This window comes from Kutzneria sp. CA-103260, from assembly GCF_018263855.1.
GTDB lineage: Bacteria > Actinomycetota > Actinomycetes > Mycobacteriales > Pseudonocardiaceae > Kutzneria.
Window position 1 is genome coordinate 6,987,333 of record NZ_CP073318.1, and the last position, 16,575, is coordinate 7,003,907.

Genomic DNA, 16,575 nt, shown 5'->3' on the forward strand with positions numbered 1-16,575 from the left:
GGGGTAAGGAATGCGAGAAAGCTTCGGCCAGCATGTGCGGGCGCTGCGCACGCGGCGTGAGCTGTCGCTGCGTGGACTCGCCGAACTCGCCGGCATCACCCCCGGCTACCTGAGCAAGATCGAGAACGGCCGGCTGCCCTCGGTGGACATGGCCCGGATCCTGGACGACGCGCTCGACGCGGACGGCACGCTGCTGGCCGTGCTGACGGTCGACCAGCTGCCCCGGCCGGCCCAGCTGCCGCTGGCCATGAGCGGCTTCGTCGGCCGGGAGGCCGAGGTCCGCGACCTCACCGCCGCGCTGGAGCGGCCGGCCGACAGCCGGGTGCCGCTGATCATCGCGGTGGACGGCCCGCCGGGCGCCGGCAAGACCACCCTGGCCCTGCACTTCGCGCACCGGGCCATTCCCCGCTTCCCCGACGGCCAGCTCTACGCCGACCTGCGCGGCCACAGTCCGCACGACCGGCCGGCGCTGCCGGCCGAGGTGCTGGCCGACCTGCTGCGGGCGCTGGGCGTGCCGGCCGCCGGCACCGCCGACGTGGAGCACCTGGCCGCGCTCTACCGGTCGGCGCTGGCCGAGCGGCGGATGCTGATCGTGCTGGACAACGCGGCCGACTTCGCCCAGATCGAGCCGCTGCTGCCGGGCACCGCCCGCTGCGCGGTGATCATCACCAGCCGGGAGCGGCTGTCCGGGCTGACGCTGCGGGCCAGCCCGCACCGGCTGACCCTGGGCCCGATGTCCGAGGACGAGTCGCTGGCCCTGCTGGCGACCGTGCTCGGCCGGGAGCGCGCGGCCCGGGAGCCGGCGGCGCTGGCCTCGCTGGCCGCCCGGTGCGGCCGGCTGCCGCTGGCCCTGCGGGTGGCGGCCGAGCGGGCGGTCATGATCCCCGACTACGACCTGCACGACCTGGTCACCGAGCTGGATTCGGAACGCCTGGACGTGCTCGGCGTGGAGGACGCGGACGTGCGGACGGTGTTCTCCTGGTCGCTGCGCCGCCTCGACCCGGACGCCGCGCGGCTGTTCCCGCTGCTCGGGCTGCACCCCGGCCCGCAGATCAGCGGCCGGGCCGCCGCCGCGTTCGCCGGCATGCCGCACGCCTTCGCCCGCCGCGCCACGGCCCGGCTCACCCACGCGCACCTGCTGCGGGCGGTCGGCCGCGACCGCTACACGTTCCACGACCTGATCCGCGACTACGCCGCCGAGCTGGCCGACCGCCAGGTCACCGACATCTCGGCGGCGGTGCACCGGCTGGCTTCCTGGTACCTGCACTCGGCGGCGGCCGCCTGCCATGTGCTGGCCCCGTTCCGCTTCGACCCGATGGACAAGGACGGGCTGCCGGCGGGCGTGCACCCGCTGGCCTGGACCGAGGACGAGGCCGGGGCGCTGGACGCGCTGCGGTGGTGCGACGCCGAGCTGGCCAACATCGTGCCGATCATCCAGCTGGCCATGGACCACGGCCACGACAAGCTGGCCTGGCAGCTGCCGGTGACGCTGTGGACCTACCTGCTGCAACGGCGGCCGTGGACGGTGTGGCTGCGCAGCCATGAGCTGGCCCGGGAGGCGACCCGCCGGCTGGGCGACCGCGCGGCCGAGGGCTGGGTGGTGACCAACCTGGCCGAGGGCTACCGGCGGATGGGCGACCTGGAGCCGGCCAGCCGCCTGTACGACGAGGCGCGGGCGCTGCGGGCCGAGGTCGGGGACCGCTACGGCCTGGCCTGGGCGCTGGCCGGCTCCGGGTTCCTCGCCGCCGACCTGGGCGACCACGCGCGGGCGCAGGACTTCGCCGACCAGGCGACGCAGATATTCCTGACGTACAAGGACATCCAGGGCCAGGCCCTGTGCCTGATGACCCGCGGCGACGTGCTGCGGCTGCGCGGCGATCTGGACGGCGGGCTCGCCCTGTGCGGGCTGGCGCTGGGCATGATGGTGGACATCGCCTCGTTGGAGGGGCAGGTCTACGTGCTGCGCAAGATGGTGGAGATCCACTTGCTGCGCAACAACTTCCCGCACGCGCTGGCGTTGCTGGACGATGCCGTGACGACCGGCCGGGAGCTGCGCGACCGCTGGGCCCAGGCCGAGTCGCTGACCCGGCGCGGCGACGTGCTGATGGAGCTGGGCCGCCGCGACGACGCCCGCGCGTCCTGGCAGCAGGCCGTGACGCTCTACGACGAGATCGACGACACCACCGGCAGCCGCTCGGTCAGGGAACTGCTGGCTGGTGTGCTGACCGCCAGCTCAGGACCGCCCGACAACACGTGATCAGACTGTCCCGCAAGGGTTTCGCCTGCTCGGCGAAGGACGCCTGCAGACGCGCGTACTCGGCCCGCCCGGCCGCGTCCTCGATCCGCACCGGCTGGTAGCCCAGCTCCGACAGGTCGTACGGGCTGGCCTTCATGTCCAGCTCGCGGATCCGCGAGGCCAGCTCGAAGCAGTCGGCCACCAGCTCGGACGGCACGTACGGCTCCATCTTGTAGGACACCTTGTACAGGTCCATGTTGCCGTGCAGGCAGCCCGGCTGCTCCAGCTCGACCTGCGACTCCCGGGTCGGCTGCAGGGTGTTGCGCGGCCGGGCCGGCGGGGTGAAGAAGCGGAACGCGTCGAAGTGTCCACATCGGACGTTCGATGCCTCCACCAGCTCGTCGGTTCCCTGGTGCCCCAGGCGCAGCGGCCAGCCGAAGTGCCGGACCTGCTCCGGCGTCTGCCGGTACACCATGGCCCACTCGTGCAGCCCGAAGCAGTTCAGCCGCGGCGGCCGGGACGCGGTCGCGCTCAGCAGGGCCAGGTAGAACTCGGCGGTGCGGACCCGGGGCTCGGTGCAGGCGGCCGGGTCCAGCGTCACGCCCTCGTCGGTGCGGTGATAGCCGCGGTAGTCCAGAAACTCGTCGGCGTCGCCGGCCAGCACCACGCCCAGGCCGGGATGCCACCGCTCCAGCCGGCCCGGCCGGTGCGAGTAGTACGTGAACAGGAAGTCGTGCACCGGGTGCTTTTCCTTGGCCAGCGCCCGTTCCCGGTGCGGCTGGGTCCACTGCCGGACCCGGTCGACGTGCGCGCGCTGCCGGGCCCGCCACTCGGGTTCGGTCAGCACCGTCGTCGCGTCCACCCGACAACGGTAACCGGCGGTCAGGCGGCCGTGGTCCTGGCCCTGGAGGTGAGCAGGGCGTACAGGATGCCGGAGAGCAGGAAGCCCAGCACCACACCCAGGTTGGTGATGGCCAGCGTGCTGTTGGCGATGGCCGGCGGCATCAGGAAGCCGGTGATCACCGCCAGGTGCGGGTCGGCCGAGGTGACCAGGCCCAGCCCGACCACGGTGCCCACGACCATGGAGCCGATACCGGCCCAGTTGAACCGGCCGTAGCGGCCGTTGACGTCGTCCAGCGCGGCGGTGTCGTAGCCGTCGCGGCGGTGCAGCAGCAGGTCGACCAGGAACACCGCGGCCCAGGCCGCCGCGCCGACCCCGGTGATCAGCAGGAACGCCTGGAAGACGCTGGCGAAGGTGGGAGCGACGAACACCATGTAGATGCCGCCGATGATCATCAGCACCCCGTCGACGCCGGCGGTCACCGGCCGCGGCAGCCGCACCCCGATGGCCTGCAGCACCAGGCCCGAGGAGTACAGGTCGACCGCGCCGGCGGCGGTGACGCTGATGATCACGCTGATCAGGTACGGCACCAGGAACCAGGTCGGGGCCTGGGCGGCCAGCGCGCCGATCGGGTCCTTGGCCACCGCGCCGGCCAGGGCCGGGTCGCTGGTCGACAGCAGCACGCCCAGCAGCACCAGCAGGCCCTGCGTGACGCCACCGCCGGCCGCGGTCCAGCCCAGCACCGCTCGCCCGGGGGTGTCGCGGGGCAGGTAGCGGGAGTAGTCGGCGCCGGCGGCCAGCCAGCCCAGGCCGGTGCCGGCCATGGTCAGCACGATGCCGCCGAGGAAGACCACGCCGGAGCCGGCCTTGCCGGCGCTCAGGTCGAAGTGCAGGTGCGGCAGCACCACGATCAGGTAGACCACGGTGACCACGGCGGTGATCAGGGTCAGCCAGCGCTGCACCCGCTGGATCACGTGATAGCCGTACACACCGAGCACGATCGTGCCCAGCGCGATCACCGCGAAGGCCAGCGCCACCATGCCGGTGTTGCCGAGTCCGGGCGACAGGCGTTCCAACACGGTCCGGGTGGCCAGCGCGCCGAGCGCCACGCTGACGGTCTCCCAGCCGACCACCGTGATGTAGGTGATCACCGTCGGCAACCGGCTGCCCAGCACGCCGAACGAGGCCCGGCTCAGCATCATCGCCGGCGCGCCGCCCCGCTTGCCGGCGATCGCGACCGCGCCGACCAACGGATAGGACAGGACGAGCCCGATGACCACGGCCAGCATCGCCTGCCACCAGTTCAGGCCGACGGCCACCACGAACAGGCCGTAGCCGACCGGCAGCATGCTCAGGTTGGCCGCCGACCACACCCAGAACTGCCGGCTCGGCCGGCCGTAGCGCTCGTCGTCGGGAACGTGCTCGATGCCCCGCTGCTCGATGCCCCGTTCGGCCGTCACCGTCCGTGTTTCCCGGTTCACCGGCTCACCGTAGCGGGGGAACCCGGTCCTGATCACGACCTTGGTCGAAAGTGGGACGTCAGGCGACCGGTTCGGCCCAGTCGATGTGGTGGGCGTACAGCCAGGCCCGCGACTGCTGCCGGTCGTTGAGCTGCTCGGCCAGCACCTCGTCGCCGCTGTCCTGGGTCTGGCCGTCGTTGGCGCTGGTCGCCACCAGCCGCTCCACCCGCTCCCGGCGGATCCGCTCGTAGGCCAGGAAAGCGGCGTGGCGGGGCCGGTCGCGCAGGCACTTGGCCAGCACCACCGCGTCCTCCAACGCCATCGACGCGCCCTGGCCGGCCGCCGGGGAGGCGGCGTGGGCGGCGTCGCCGACCAGCACCATCGGGCCGTGGTGCCAGCACGGCGTGGACGGCACGTCGTAGGCGTTGCCGCCGATGATCTCCTCCCAGGTGGCCTCGATGATCCGGCGCGACGGCGCGGTGTCGGCGATGAAGAACTCGGCCGCCTTGCGCCGCCAGCCGTCGGTCATGGTGGCGGCGATCTGCTCCCGGGACAGTTCCGGGCCGGGCAGCCGGGCGAACCAGTAGGTCTCGCCCTGCGGCGAGGTGGTGTAGCCGAAGAAGGCCCGCTTGCCCTGGATCATCCGGTACGCGTCCGGGGACAGCGGCAGCGTCGGGTCGTCGGTGTAGCCGTACAGCACGTTCAGGCCGGTGTAGCGGGGTTGCGGCGCGGCCGGGTCGATGAGCGCGCGGACCCGGGAGTGGATGCCGTCGGCCCCGATCAGCACGTCGCCGACCTCCCTCGAGCCGTCCTCGAACACGGCCGCCACCCGGTCGCCCTCCGGCACCGCGTCGACGAGGCGTTTGCCGTGGCTGACCGGAATTCCCCGGCGGCGTGCCTCTTCGGTCAGCGCCCGGTAGAGGTCGGCGCGGCGCATGGTCCGCGGGTCGTGGCGGGTCTCGACTTGGCCGGCGATGTGTTGTCGGCCCAGCACCTGGCCGGCGCCGTTGAGGAATTCCACGGTGGTGGCCGGGAAGGACACGGCCTCGACGACCTCGGCGGCGTCGACCGCGGCCAGCGCGTCCATGCCGTTGTTCATGATCGTCAGGAAGGCGCCGACGTCGTCGCCGCCGACCGGATAGGCCTCGAACACGCCGGTCTCGATGCCGGCCTTGTGCAGCGCGAGGGCGGTCGCCGGTCCGGCGACACCGCCTCCGATGATCAGCACCCGGGTCATGGAACAGTGAGCGTACCGGCGCTCTCCGTGCTGGTCCGCAGCCCAAATCTATGATTGTGTGAACAAATTCGCCGCCGCCGCGTGAACGAAAGGGGCCTGGAGAGTGACCATCGGTCGAAGGCGCCTGTTGGGACTCGGCCTCGGTGCACTGGGCGCCGCCGCGCTGGCCGGCTGCGCGCCGCCGGGCGCGAACCCGGTGAACTCGCAGCCGACCGTGCCGGCCGCCGCGCCCGGCGAGAAGATCACCCTGACCTACTGGGCCTGGCTCAAGGACCTGCAGAAGGTCTGCGACATCTGGAATGCCAAGAACCCGAACGTGCAGGTCGAGGCGGTGTTCAGCCTCGGCGGGGCCAGCGGCGGCTACCAGAAGATGTACTCCGCGCTGGCCGCCGGCGGCGGGCCCGACCTGGCCCAGGTCGAACTGCGCAGCGTGCCCGAGTTCATGCTCGTCGGCGGCCTGGTCGACCTGTCCCGCTACGGCGCCAAGCAGTACGCCTCGCGCTACGACGAGGCGGCCTGGGGCCAGGTGAACTTCAACGGCGGCGTGTACGCCATCCCCCAGGACACCGGCCCGATGGCCTGGTACTACCAGCCGGAGGTGCTGGCCAAGGTCGGCGGGCAGCCACCGGCCACTTGGGACGAATGGGCCCAGCTGGCCGAGGCGCTGCACAAGAAGGATCCCAGCGTGTACCTGGAATCCTTCTCCGTCGCCGACGCCTCGCCGTTCATCTCCTACGCCGCGCAGGCCGGGGCCAAGTGGTTCACGCCGACCGACAACGGCTGGCTGGTCAACCTCACCGACGACGCTTCCCTGATGGTGGCCCGGTTCTTCGACAAGGCCGTGGACAACGGCTGGGTGCAGACCGGTTTCGACGCCTACAGTCCCGGTTGGACGGCCGCCGCCGGCAACGGCCAGATCGCCGCGGTGACCGGTGCGTCCTGGTCGGACGCGCTGGTGGAGACCATCGGCACCGGCTCCGGCAAATGGAAGGTCGCGCCGATGGCCAAGTGGCCCAGCGGTTTCGGGTCGACCGCGCTGGGCGGGTCGAGCGCGGCGGTGCTGGCCAACAGCAAGCACCCCAAGGAAGCCATGGACTTCGCGGTGTGGATGACCACAAGCAAGGAGGGGGTCGACGCCATGATCAAGTACTGTGGCATCGGCTGGTCCCCGGCCCGCGACTACATCGGCGCGCAGCGGCAGCAGCCCAGCGAGTACTTCAGCGGCCAGAACTACAACACCGACGTCTTCGTGCCGGCGGCCAAGCAGCAGCCGACCGACTGGCGCTGGTGGCCGATCACCCAGCGCACGATCTACGCGCTGTCCGACCAGTTCCGGCGCAAGCTGACCGCCGGGCAGTCCTTCGTGGACAGTCTGCACCTCGCCCAGAAGACCACTGTGGACACCATGCGGCAGATCGGCCTGACCGTGCAGGAGGCGAAGTGAGCACCACCGAGACCTCCGTGTCCGCGCCCGCCGCGGCGGCCGCGCCGTCGGCCCCGGCCCGTCGCCGCCGGGCTTTCCTGGCCGCGCCGTGGATCCTGCTCGCCCCGTTCCTCGCCCTGTTCCTGCTCACGGTCCTGGGCCCGGTGATCCTGGCCGTGGTGCAGAGCTTCACCCGCATCAACCGGGCCGGCCTGTTCGGCGAGAAGGGGGTGACCAGCGGGTTCGCCGGATTCGACAACTACGTCCAGGCCCTGTCCAACAGCAACTTCATCCAGGCCATCGGCCGGGTGCTGCTGTTCGGCGTCGTGCAGGTGCCGGTGATGACGGTGTTCGCCACCGTGCTGGCCCTGCTGCTGGAATCGGCCTCGGCCCGCTGGCCGGCGTTCTTCCGCGCCGCCTACTTCCTGCCGTACGGCATTCCCGGCGTGATCGCCACCATCCTGTGGTCGTTCCTGTACGTGCCCGGCCTGAGCCCGATCGTCGACGTGGGCAAGCTGGTCGGCCTGGACATCGACTTCCTCGGCCCGAACACGGTGCTGTGGTCCATCGCCAACATCGTCACCTGGACCTACACCGGCTACAACATGCTGGTCATCATCGCCCAGCTGAAGTCGATCCCGTCCGAGATCTACGAGGCGGCCAGGGTGGACGGGGCCTCCCCGCTGCGCATCGCGGCGTCCATCCAGCTGCCGCTGATCCGGCCGGCCCTGATCCTCAGCGTGGTGTTCAGCATCATCGGCACGCTGCAACTGTTCGTCGAGCCGATGGTGCTGCGCACGGTGGCCCCGGCGATCGTCACCGAGTACACGCCCAACCTGAGCGCGTACACCAATGCCTTCGCCTACAACGACTACGGCATCGCCTCGGCCGAGGCCGTGATCATCGCGGTGGCCGCGTTCGTGCTGTCGTTCGGCTTCCTCGCCTGGACCAACCGGAAGGGGCGGTCATGACCACCACCCGCAGCCGCGGCTGGACCATCGTGGTCACCGCCGTGCTCGCCATCGTCGCGATCTACTTCCTGGTCCCGGTCTACTGGGTGATCGTCGCGGCGACCAAGTCCTCCGGCGACCTGTTCACCACGCCCGGCTTCTGGTTCGGGCGCACCATGGAGCTGTGGAACAACGTGGTGCAGGTGTTCACCGCGTCCGACCACATCTACCTGCGCTGGCTGCTCAACAGCGTGATCTACGCCGGCGTGGGCGCGCTGGTGGCGACCTATCTGGCCGCGGCCGGCGGCTACGCCATCGCCAAGTACGAGTTCCGCGGCCGCAACCTGGTGTTCGCCACCGTGCTCGGCGGTGTGCTGGTGCCCAGCACCGCGACCGCGCTGCCGCTGTTCCTGCTGTTCAGCAAGCTGGGCCTGACCAACACCTACTGGGGTGTGCTGCTGCCGGCCATGGTGTCGCCGTTCGGCCTGTACCTGTGCCGGATCTACGCCACCGCCACGGTCGACGACTCGGTGCTGGAGTCGGGCCGGCTGGACGGCGCCGGCGAGCTGCGCATCTTCCACTCGCTGGTGCTGCGCAGCATGGCCCCGGCCCTGGTCACCGTGTTCCTGTTCCAGCTGGTGGGCATCTGGAACAACTTCCTGCTGCCGCTGATCATGCTGGCCGACGACAAGCTGTACCCGATCACGCTGGGGCTCAACGCCTGGCGCAGCCAGGTGGACCGGTCCCCCGAGTTCTACCCGCTGACCATCGGCGGCCTGCTGGTGTCGGTCATCCCACTGGCCATCGCCATGGTTTTCCTCCAGCGGTACTGGCGCGGCGGGCTCACCGATGGTTCGGTGAAGGGTTAAGAGCGTGACGTACTACGAGGACTTCTCCCCCGGCTCCGCGAACCGGCTGGCCCCGCGCTCGTGGGTGCGGTCCACCGCGCCGACTTTGTCGCTCGACGGCGACTGGAAGTTCAAGCTGTGGCCGCACGCCGACGCCCCGCTGGAAGACCCGGCCGACTGGGACACGCTGCCGGTGCCGTCGCACTGGGTGCTGCACGGCGACGGCAAGTACGGCCGGCCCATCTACACCAACGTGAAGTACCCGTTCCCGGTCGATCCGCCGTATGTGCCGGACGAGAACCCGACCGGCGACCACTTCCGCACGTTCACGCTGCCGGAGTGGGACGTGGACCGGATCGTGCTGCGGTTCGACGGCGTCGAATCGACGTACAAGGTGTGGGTCAACGGCGCCGAAGTGGGTGTGGGCAAGGGCAGCCGGCTGCCGACCGAGTTCGACGTCACGGATCTGGTCGTGCCGGGCGAGAACTCGATTCTGGTGCGGGTGCACCAGTGGTCGTCGGCGACCTACCTGGAGGACCAGGACCAGTGGTGGCTGCCCGGCATCTTCCGGGACGTCACGCTGATCGGCCGGCCGTCGGCGCGGGTCGACGACGTGTGGGTGCGGGCCGATTTCGTTGACGGTCAGGGGTTCCTCACGCCCGAGGTGACCGGCTCGTTCCCGATCACCCTGGCCGTGCCGGAACTCGACGTTTCGGTGACCTGGCAGTCGGCGGCCGATGTCGCGGCGTTCGAGGTCGGCACGGTGGAGCCGTGGAGCGCGGAGTCGCCGCGCCTGTACGACTGCACGGTGGCGGCCGCCGGCGAGACCGTCCACTTGCGACTGGGTTTCCGCACCGTGCGCATCGACGGCGACCAGTTCCTGGTCAACGGGCGCAAGGTGATGTTCTACGGCGTGAACCGGCACGAGACGCATCCGGTGCTGGGCCGGGTCTTCGACTCCGACTACGTCCGCGAGAACCTGCTGCTGATGAAGCGGCACAACATCAACGCCATCCGGACCAGCCACTACCCGCCGGATCCGCGGGTGCTGGAGCTGTGCGACGAGCTCGGCCTCTGGGTGATGCTGGAGTGCGACCTGGAGACGCACGGCTTCGAGCACGACGAGTCCATTGTGGACAATCCGTCGGACGACCCGCGCTGGGCCGAGCAGTTCCTGGACCGGATGCGGCGCACCGTGGAGCGGGACAAGAACCACCCGTCGATCGTGATCTGGTCGCTGGGCAACGAGTGCGCCAACGGCCGCAACCTGGCCGCGATGGCGCAGTGGACGCACGAGCGGGACTCCTCCCGCCCGGTGCACTTCGAGCGGGACCTCGCCAGCGCGTACACCGACATGCACTCGCGGATGTACGCCACCCTGGAGGAACTGGCGCAGATCGGCACCACCGGCTGCGGGCACGGCGGCATCCGGCCGGAAGAGATCGTGCGCCAGCAGAACCGGCCGTTCGTGCACTGCGAGTTCGGGCACGCCATGGGCAACGGGGCCGGCAGCCTGGCCGACTACCAGGCGGTGTACGAGCGCTATCCGCGGCTGCACGGCGGTTTCATCTGGGAGTGGCGCGACCACGGCATTCTCACCAAGACCGCCGACGGCACGCCGTTCTACGCCTATGGCGGCGACTTCGGCGAGGTCGTGCACGACGGCAACTTCGTGATGGACGGCATGGTGCTGTCCGACGGCACCCCGTCGCCGTCGCTGGTCGAGTACGCCGCGGTGATCGCGCCGATCGTGTTCGGCGACGAGCCGGGCACGTTCCGCAGCCGGTACCACAGCATCGACACCTCGGCGGTCGAGTTCATCTGGACCCGGACGGTGGACGGCCGGGAGGTCGAGAGCGGCGTGCTGGAGGTGCTTCCGGTGCCGCCGGGCGAATCGGGGGCCTTCGAACTGCCCGAGCAGGCCCTGGACCTCGCCGTCGAGGGCGAGACCTGGCTGACTCTGGAGGCCGTGTCCGGGCACCTCGTCGGCTCGCGCCAGTACCGGCTGTCGACCCCACGGCGGGTCTCCGCTGTTCCGACCAAGGGTCTTGGCGGCGCTGTCTTCGATCCGCGCACGGGTTCGTTGCTGCGCATCGGTTCCGTGGAGATCGCCGGTCCGCGGCTGGAGCTGTGGCGGGCCCCCACCGACAACGACGCCCGGGCCGGCGAGTGGCTGTGGCGGGAGCGTGGGCTGGACCGCCTGGAACACCGCGTCCGGGACGTGCGGATCGGCGACGACGAGGTGATCGTGGACGTGCGGGTCGCCGCCGCCACCGCCGCCCGCTGCGTCGATGTGACGTACCACTGGTTCGGTGTTGCCGACGGTGTCGCGTTGCGGGTCGACGCCGTGCCCAGCCAGGGTTGGGACTGCACCTGGCCACGCATCGGCGTGCGGTTCGAGCTGCCGTCGGTGGACGAGGTGCAGTGGTTCGGCACCGGGCCGCTGGAGTCCTATTCGGACAGTGCGACCGCCGCTCGGGTCGGGCGTTGGACCGTCCCCGTCGACGACCTGAACGTGGTCTACGCCAAGCCGCAGGAGACCGGGCACCGGCCGGCGTTGCGGGAACTCATCCTGGACAACCGGCTGCGGGTCGGCACGGTGCGGGACATCGGCGGTCACCGCCCCGGCTTCAGCCTGTCCCGGCACACCCCGCAACAGGTCGCCGCGGCCGCCCATCCCCACGAGCTGCCGCCCAGCGACCGCGTCTATCTGTTCCTGGACAACGCCCAGCACGGCCTCGGCTCCGCCGCCTGCGGCCCCGACGTCCTCCCCCAGCACGCCCTCTGGCCCGCCGCCCACTCGTTCACCCTCACGTTCCGCAACCTCGCCTAATGCTTGGAATGCTCCTTTCCTCACGTTCAACGTCAGGAAAGGAGCATTCACAGCATCCTGGTCAGGGGAGCAGGACGACTTTGGTCACGAAGGGTAGTAGGCGGGCGGCGGCGGGGTCGGCGTTGAGCGGCACGGCGACCGGGGTGAAGCCGGTCTGCACGGCCAAGGCCTTGGCCAGGGTGTCCACATCGGACGGTGTGGTCTCGTCGGCCCAGCGCCGGGTCGCGGCCATCGGATCGCTGCGAGCCTCGCAATGGGCCTGCAACCCGGCGGCCACGGCGTCCCGCCAGCACAGCCCGGCGGCCACACCCACGTCTGCCGCCGGCCCGGGCTGGTCGAGCCACACCTGGCGGCGGTCGCCGGTGACCAGGTCGGTGCCCCACACCCAGCCCGGCCCGGCGGCCAGCGCGCCGTAGCTCGCCATCGCCGCAAGCACGGCCCGCACCCGGGCGGTCTCCGGATCGCCGGCCCAGCCCAGCACCTGCTGCGCGGGCCAGCGCCGACGCGGGTCCTCGACGGTCGCCCAGCTGACGACACCGGCCTGCTCGACGGCGGAGAGCAGGCCAACGTGCGGGTCGACGAACGACGGAAGCCGGTCAAGCAATTCCGCCGGCGCCAGCGGGTCGGCGGCCGGGGCCTCGGCGACCGGCCCGCCCCACTGGTAGCGGTGTTCGGTGAGCTCCAGGCTCGCGAGATCCAGCCGCAGCAGCACCGGTTCCGACGCCGCGGACGCGCCGGTCAGGTAGCGGAAGCAGGTCAGCGCGACCTGGGCCCCGATCAGGGCGGACGCGGGGCCACCGAGCGGCCCGGCCGGTTCCGCCGCCGGCACGAGCCGCCGCCACGCAGCCTCGACCGGTCGGCCGCCGGCGGTGTGCACCGGGGTCAGCCAGGCGTCGCGGCCCCGCACGAACACCTGGGTCACCGACACATTCGCGGCGCGGCAGCGCCGGCACATCTCGATCAACTCGCCGATATCGGACGAGACGTGCACGACCAGATCGGCGTCGGCGAGATGGCCGCCGATTCCGTCGGCGGAACCGGTCACGACATGCTGGAATTCATCGCGCAGCCGGTATTCGGGCACGGCATCGTCGGTAAACAGCAGAGTGTTCCGCCAGCCGGTATCGATGCCGGCGCGCAGCACCGCACCCAGCACCGGTCCGTCGCCGGCCAGCACCACCCGAGCCTGCCGCAGGCGGTAGAAACCCTGCTCAGACGGGGAGTTCTCGATCTCGGAGCGGTAGTGGACGGCTTCCGCGGCGGTCAGCCCGCCCAGTGTCCACGCACACTGGCTCACTACGGCTCACCGAGCCGCACCACGGGCAGCGAACCGCACCGCAGGTGAATAGAAGGTGAACACCGTGCCACTCGCACCCATTTTACGTCGGGCAGCCGAGCAATTCATGAAATGCCTCGATTCGCCTTGGTTTCCCCCCGAACACCGACTCTAGGCATTTCATTCCACCCATGATCACGCCGTCGACCGGTCGTCCGTGGAAGGTGACACGAACTCACGGCTTCGTGATCGGGATCACAGACTGTCGACCAGTTCCCGCAGCTTCGGGTCGCGGATCTCGAAGACGTCCAGCACGCCGATGCGGATCAGCGCCGGCTTCAACTCCCGCAACTGCGCCACGATCTCCACCCACTGCGGGCCGTCCGCCTCAACCTCGGCCAGCGCGTGCACGTTGCCGATGAACGCGGCGACCGATCCCTTGCGCACCGACACACCGTCGAACTCGGCGTACTCCTGACCGTCGGCCAACACGTCCTGCGGCTTCACGGGCTTGTTCATGACACTCTCCTCGTTTTCACTTTGCGTGCTGTCTGCACGCATCACCACCGTAGCCCCCATGCGTGCCGCTTGCACGCATCCGTCGAGTGAGCCGTGTCACGTATCTCGACCGTCCGGAATGGACGGGCAAAGCGACTTGCCCACGCCCCCAAGCCGCCTTGACTTTCCGGACACGTCTGTCCACGATGCACACCAACTTCGCGGCAAATCCGAAATTGTTTCGGTCTTTTTCCCACGGTGCCGCGCGGTCTCATCACGGAAGGCAGACATGAGCGAAGAATCTGCGGCCACGCCCCAGCGGCGGCGCTGGCTGTGGGCGGTGCCGGTGGTGCTGGCCATCGTCGTCACCGCGGGCAGCCTGAGCGTGTACTTCTCGCAGCGCGCGCAGAGCCAGACCCAGACGGTCCTCGGCGACGCCAGCCCCGCCGACCGCGTGGACGTGCTGTTCTACGTGCAGAAGCTGGATCCGGTCAGCCAGACGCTGTCCGCGCAGGTGAGCATCGACCCCAAGGGCCGCTTCGCCGACTCCGACGGCTTCCCGGCCAAGGACATCGTGCTGCACCAGGCGGCCAGCAAGGGCGACACGATCACCTTCAAGGCCGGCAAGAACCCCGGCATCAACGACGTGCAGGTGCTGCTGTCCGACGGCGTCATCACCGACTACCCGTTCGACAGCTACAAGGCGGACTTCGCGTTCTTCGCGGAGAGCAACAACGAAGCCGCGCCGGTGGACGTCACCTTCGCCAGCGGTGACACCTTCTTCGGCCTCAGCCCGCGGGACAGCAAGACCAGCGACGGCGTCTTCACCTTCTCCGCCGACGCCGGCCGCACCGTCGGCATGTTCGCGTTCGCCCTGTTCATCATGCTGTTCATGTGGTGCCTGAGCATCGCCGCGGTGATCGCCGCGACCTTCGCCATCGCCGGCCGACACGGCCTGCTCTGGCCGTCCATGAGCTTCATGGGCGCACTGCTGTTCGCCCTCGTGCCGCTGCGCAACGCCGTGCCCGGCGGCCCGCCGATCGGCTCGGTCATCGACTTCGGCGCGTTTTTCATCGCCGAGGCGTTGATCTCGCTGTCGCTGATCTGCACGGTGGTCATCGGCTACCGGGTGGAACTGGCCAAGAAGAAGGAAAAGGAAGCGGCCGCGGCCTAGACGCGGATGCGGCCGGCGGCGACCTCGGCGGCGTAGCCGTCGTAGGCCGGCACGTAGCCGGTCTCACGGTCGGCGAGCACGTGGACCGGGCCGCCACCGGTGTAGCCCTGGTCGCGCAGCTCGACCTTGCGGCTCTTGAACGTGGACGTCTGCTCGACTTCGTCGATCACCCTGAGGAACAAGGGAATCGCGTAGCCGGGCAGGCGTTTCACCAGGTGTGCGGCCAATCCCCGGCCGTCGAGCTCGCCGCGCAGCTTGATCGCCGCCATGCCGGCGCGACCCTCCACCCCTGGCACCTCGACGCCGTAGACCACGGCCTGCTCGATCGCCGGCCACTCGTCCAGCGCGGCCTCGACCTCGGTGGTGGCCACGTTCTCGCCCTTCCACCGGAACGTGTCGCCCAGCCGGTCCACGAAGGCCACGTGCGCCCAGCCCTGGTCGCGTACCAGGTCGCCGGTGTTGAACCAGCAGTCGCCGCGGCGGAAACCGTTGCGCACCAGCTTCTTCTCGGTGGCGTCGTGGTCGGTGTAGCCGTCGAACGGGGCCCGGTCGGTGATCTTGGTGATCAGCAGGCCGACCTCGCCGGTGGTCACCTTGCGCAGGTGCCCGTCGGCGCCGCGGGCCGGCTGCCCAGTGTCGGCGTCAAAGGCGACCACCGCGAACGGCAGCGGGCACACGCCGGCCGTGCCGCCGATGTTGAGGGCGTTGATGAAGGCCACGTTGCACTCGCTGGCCCCGTAGAACTCGGCGACCCGGCCGATGCCGAAGCGCTCGGTGAACTCGTCCCAGATCTCCGGCCGCAGCCCGTTGCCCACCACCACGCGCACCCGGTGCGTGCGCTCGTTGGGCCGCACCGGCTGGTTGAGCAGATACCGGCACAGTTCGCCGATGTAGCAGAACGCGGTGGCCCGGGTGCGCTGGATGTCGTCCCAGAACCGCGAGGCCGAGAAGTTGCGGCCCAGCGCCAGAGTCGCGCCGGCGCCGAGCACCGAGGACAGCGACACTGTCAGGGCGTTGTTGTGGTACAGGGGAAGACAGCAGTACAGGGTGTCGGCCGAGGTGAGCCGCACGCCCAGGTGGCCGAGGCCGGTCATCGCCTTGAGCCAGCGGAAATGGCTCATCGGGCTGGCCTTGGGCAAGCCGGTGGTGCCGGAGGTGAAGACGTAGAACGCCTTGTCGCGGGCGTGGATCAGCGGCGTCTGCACGGGGTCGTGGTCGTCGGCGGTGACCGCGGCCTCGTCCAGGTCGGGACAGCCGGCCAGCACGTCGTCGCCGTTCGGCAGGCACAGCACCTCGCCGTGGATTTCCTTGGCCGGCAGGGATTCCAGCGCCTCCCGGCACTCGCTGCCGACGATCAGCACCGTGCTGTCGAGCAGTTTCTGGCTGTGGTTCAGGACTTCGCCGCGTTGGTGGGTGTTGAGCATGCCGGCGGTGGCCCCGAGCTTGACCACCGCGAGCACGGCGAGCAGCGTCTCCGGGCGGTTCTCGGCCAGAATGCCGACGGTGCGGCCGGGGCGCACGCCGTGGGCGTTGAGCACGGCGGCGTAGCGGTTCACCCACAGGTTGGCCTGGCCGTAGGACAGCTCGGTGTCCTCGAAGCGCAGGAACGGGCGGTCGGGGTGGCGGTGCGCGGCCCGCTGGAACACGTGGCCGACCGAGTCACGGCTGGTCGGGCCGACGGTGACCAGCCCGATCGCGCCGTGCAGCAGGCTGGGCGCGTCCATCGCCATTCCTGGCAGCGCCTTGACGACGTCGACCAGGCCGATCCGCTCCGTCGCGTTCATTTCCGGCATGCTACC

Annotated in this window: 12 protein-coding genes; 6 read left to right on the plus strand and 6 right to left on the minus strand. The window is 70.3% G+C overall.

Annotated features, from left to right (window positions below; translation table 11 throughout):
- Positions 1-10 precede the first annotated feature (10 nt).
- Positions 11-2,257, plus strand: coding sequence for an ATP-binding protein (locus JJ691_RS30660; RefSeq protein WP_211763072.1), 2,247 nt, complete (start codon positions 11-13; stop codon positions 2,255-2,257).
- Here JJ691_RS30660 and JJ691_RS30665 read toward each other — a convergent pair.
- The 3 genes from JJ691_RS30665 to JJ691_RS30675 are packed head-to-tail and all read right to left on the minus strand — an operon-like array spanning position 2,199 to position 5,774.
- Complete coding sequence (locus JJ691_RS30665; RefSeq protein WP_249227116.1) at positions 2,199-3,098, minus strand: 3-methyladenine DNA glycosylase; 900 nt, start codon at positions 3,096-3,098, stop codon at positions 2,199-2,201. The two genes, JJ691_RS30660 and JJ691_RS30665, sit on opposite strands and share 59 nt — an antisense overlap.
- A 20-nt stretch (positions 3,099-3,118) precedes the next feature.
- Entirely contained in the window at positions 3,119-4,558 is a 1,440-nt protein-coding gene (locus tag JJ691_RS30670; protein ID WP_211763073.1) for a purine-cytosine permease family protein, read from the minus strand.
- 58 nt (positions 4,559-4,616) lie between these two features.
- The gene (locus JJ691_RS30675) at positions 4,617-5,774 is read right to left on the minus strand and encodes an FAD-dependent monooxygenase (RefSeq protein ID WP_211763074.1); all 1,158 of its coding nucleotides are present in this window, start codon (positions 5,772-5,774) and stop codon (positions 4,617-4,619) included.
- 103 nt (positions 5,775-5,877) lie between these two features.
- Between JJ691_RS30675 and JJ691_RS30680 the strand changes: the two genes are divergently transcribed.
- From JJ691_RS30680 to JJ691_RS30695, 4 genes are read left to right on the plus strand one after another with little or no spacing between them, the layout of a single operon-like run.
- A complete protein-coding gene (locus JJ691_RS30680) occupies positions 5,878-7,218 on the plus strand; it encodes an extracellular solute-binding protein (RefSeq protein WP_211763075.1) in 1,341 nt (446 codons plus the stop codon).
- Positions 7,215-8,168 (plus strand): carbohydrate ABC transporter permease, encoded by a 954-nt coding sequence (locus JJ691_RS30685; protein ID WP_249227117.1) that lies wholly within the window; start codon positions 7,215-7,217, stop codon positions 8,166-8,168. The genes JJ691_RS30680 and JJ691_RS30685 overlap by 4 nt, the downstream gene beginning before the upstream one ends.
- The gene (locus JJ691_RS30690) at positions 8,165-9,016 is read left to right on the plus strand and encodes a carbohydrate ABC transporter permease (protein ID WP_211763076.1); all 852 of its coding nucleotides are present in this window, start codon (positions 8,165-8,167) and stop codon (positions 9,014-9,016) included. Before JJ691_RS30685 ends, JJ691_RS30690 begins: the two co-directional genes overlap by 4 nt.
- A gap of 4 nt (positions 9,017-9,020) precedes the next feature.
- Positions 9,021-11,828: a glycoside hydrolase family 2 TIM barrel-domain containing protein gene (locus JJ691_RS30695; protein WP_211763077.1), complete on the plus strand. Its 2,808-nt coding sequence runs from the start codon at positions 9,021-9,023 to the stop codon at positions 11,826-11,828.
- Between the two features lie 61 nt (positions 11,829-11,889).
- Here the strand turns inward: JJ691_RS30695 and JJ691_RS30700 are convergent, their stop codons facing one another.
- Positions 11,890-13,125 carry a hypothetical protein gene (locus tag JJ691_RS30700; protein ID WP_211763078.1) on the minus strand — a complete coding sequence of 412 codons (1,236 nt, stop codon included), beginning with the start codon at positions 13,123-13,125 and terminating at the stop codon, positions 11,890-11,892.
- Positions 13,126-13,359: 234 nt separating this feature from the next.
- A complete protein-coding gene (locus tag JJ691_RS30705; RefSeq protein WP_211763079.1) occupies positions 13,360-13,623 on the minus strand; it encodes a hypothetical protein in 264 nt (87 codons plus the stop codon).
- A 268-nt stretch (positions 13,624-13,891) separates the two neighbouring features.
- Between JJ691_RS30705 and JJ691_RS30710 the strand changes: the two genes are divergently transcribed.
- A complete protein-coding gene (locus tag JJ691_RS30710; RefSeq protein WP_211763080.1) occupies positions 13,892-14,776 on the plus strand; it encodes a DUF4436 family protein in 885 nt (294 codons plus the stop codon).
- Here the strand turns inward: JJ691_RS30710 and JJ691_RS30715 are convergent.
- Positions 14,773-16,560 (minus strand): long-chain-acyl-CoA synthetase, encoded by a 1,788-nt coding sequence (locus tag JJ691_RS30715; RefSeq protein WP_211763081.1) that lies wholly within the window; start codon positions 16,558-16,560, stop codon positions 14,773-14,775. The two genes, JJ691_RS30710 and JJ691_RS30715, sit on opposite strands and share 4 nt — an antisense overlap.
- Positions 16,561-16,575: the final 15 nt, after the last annotated feature.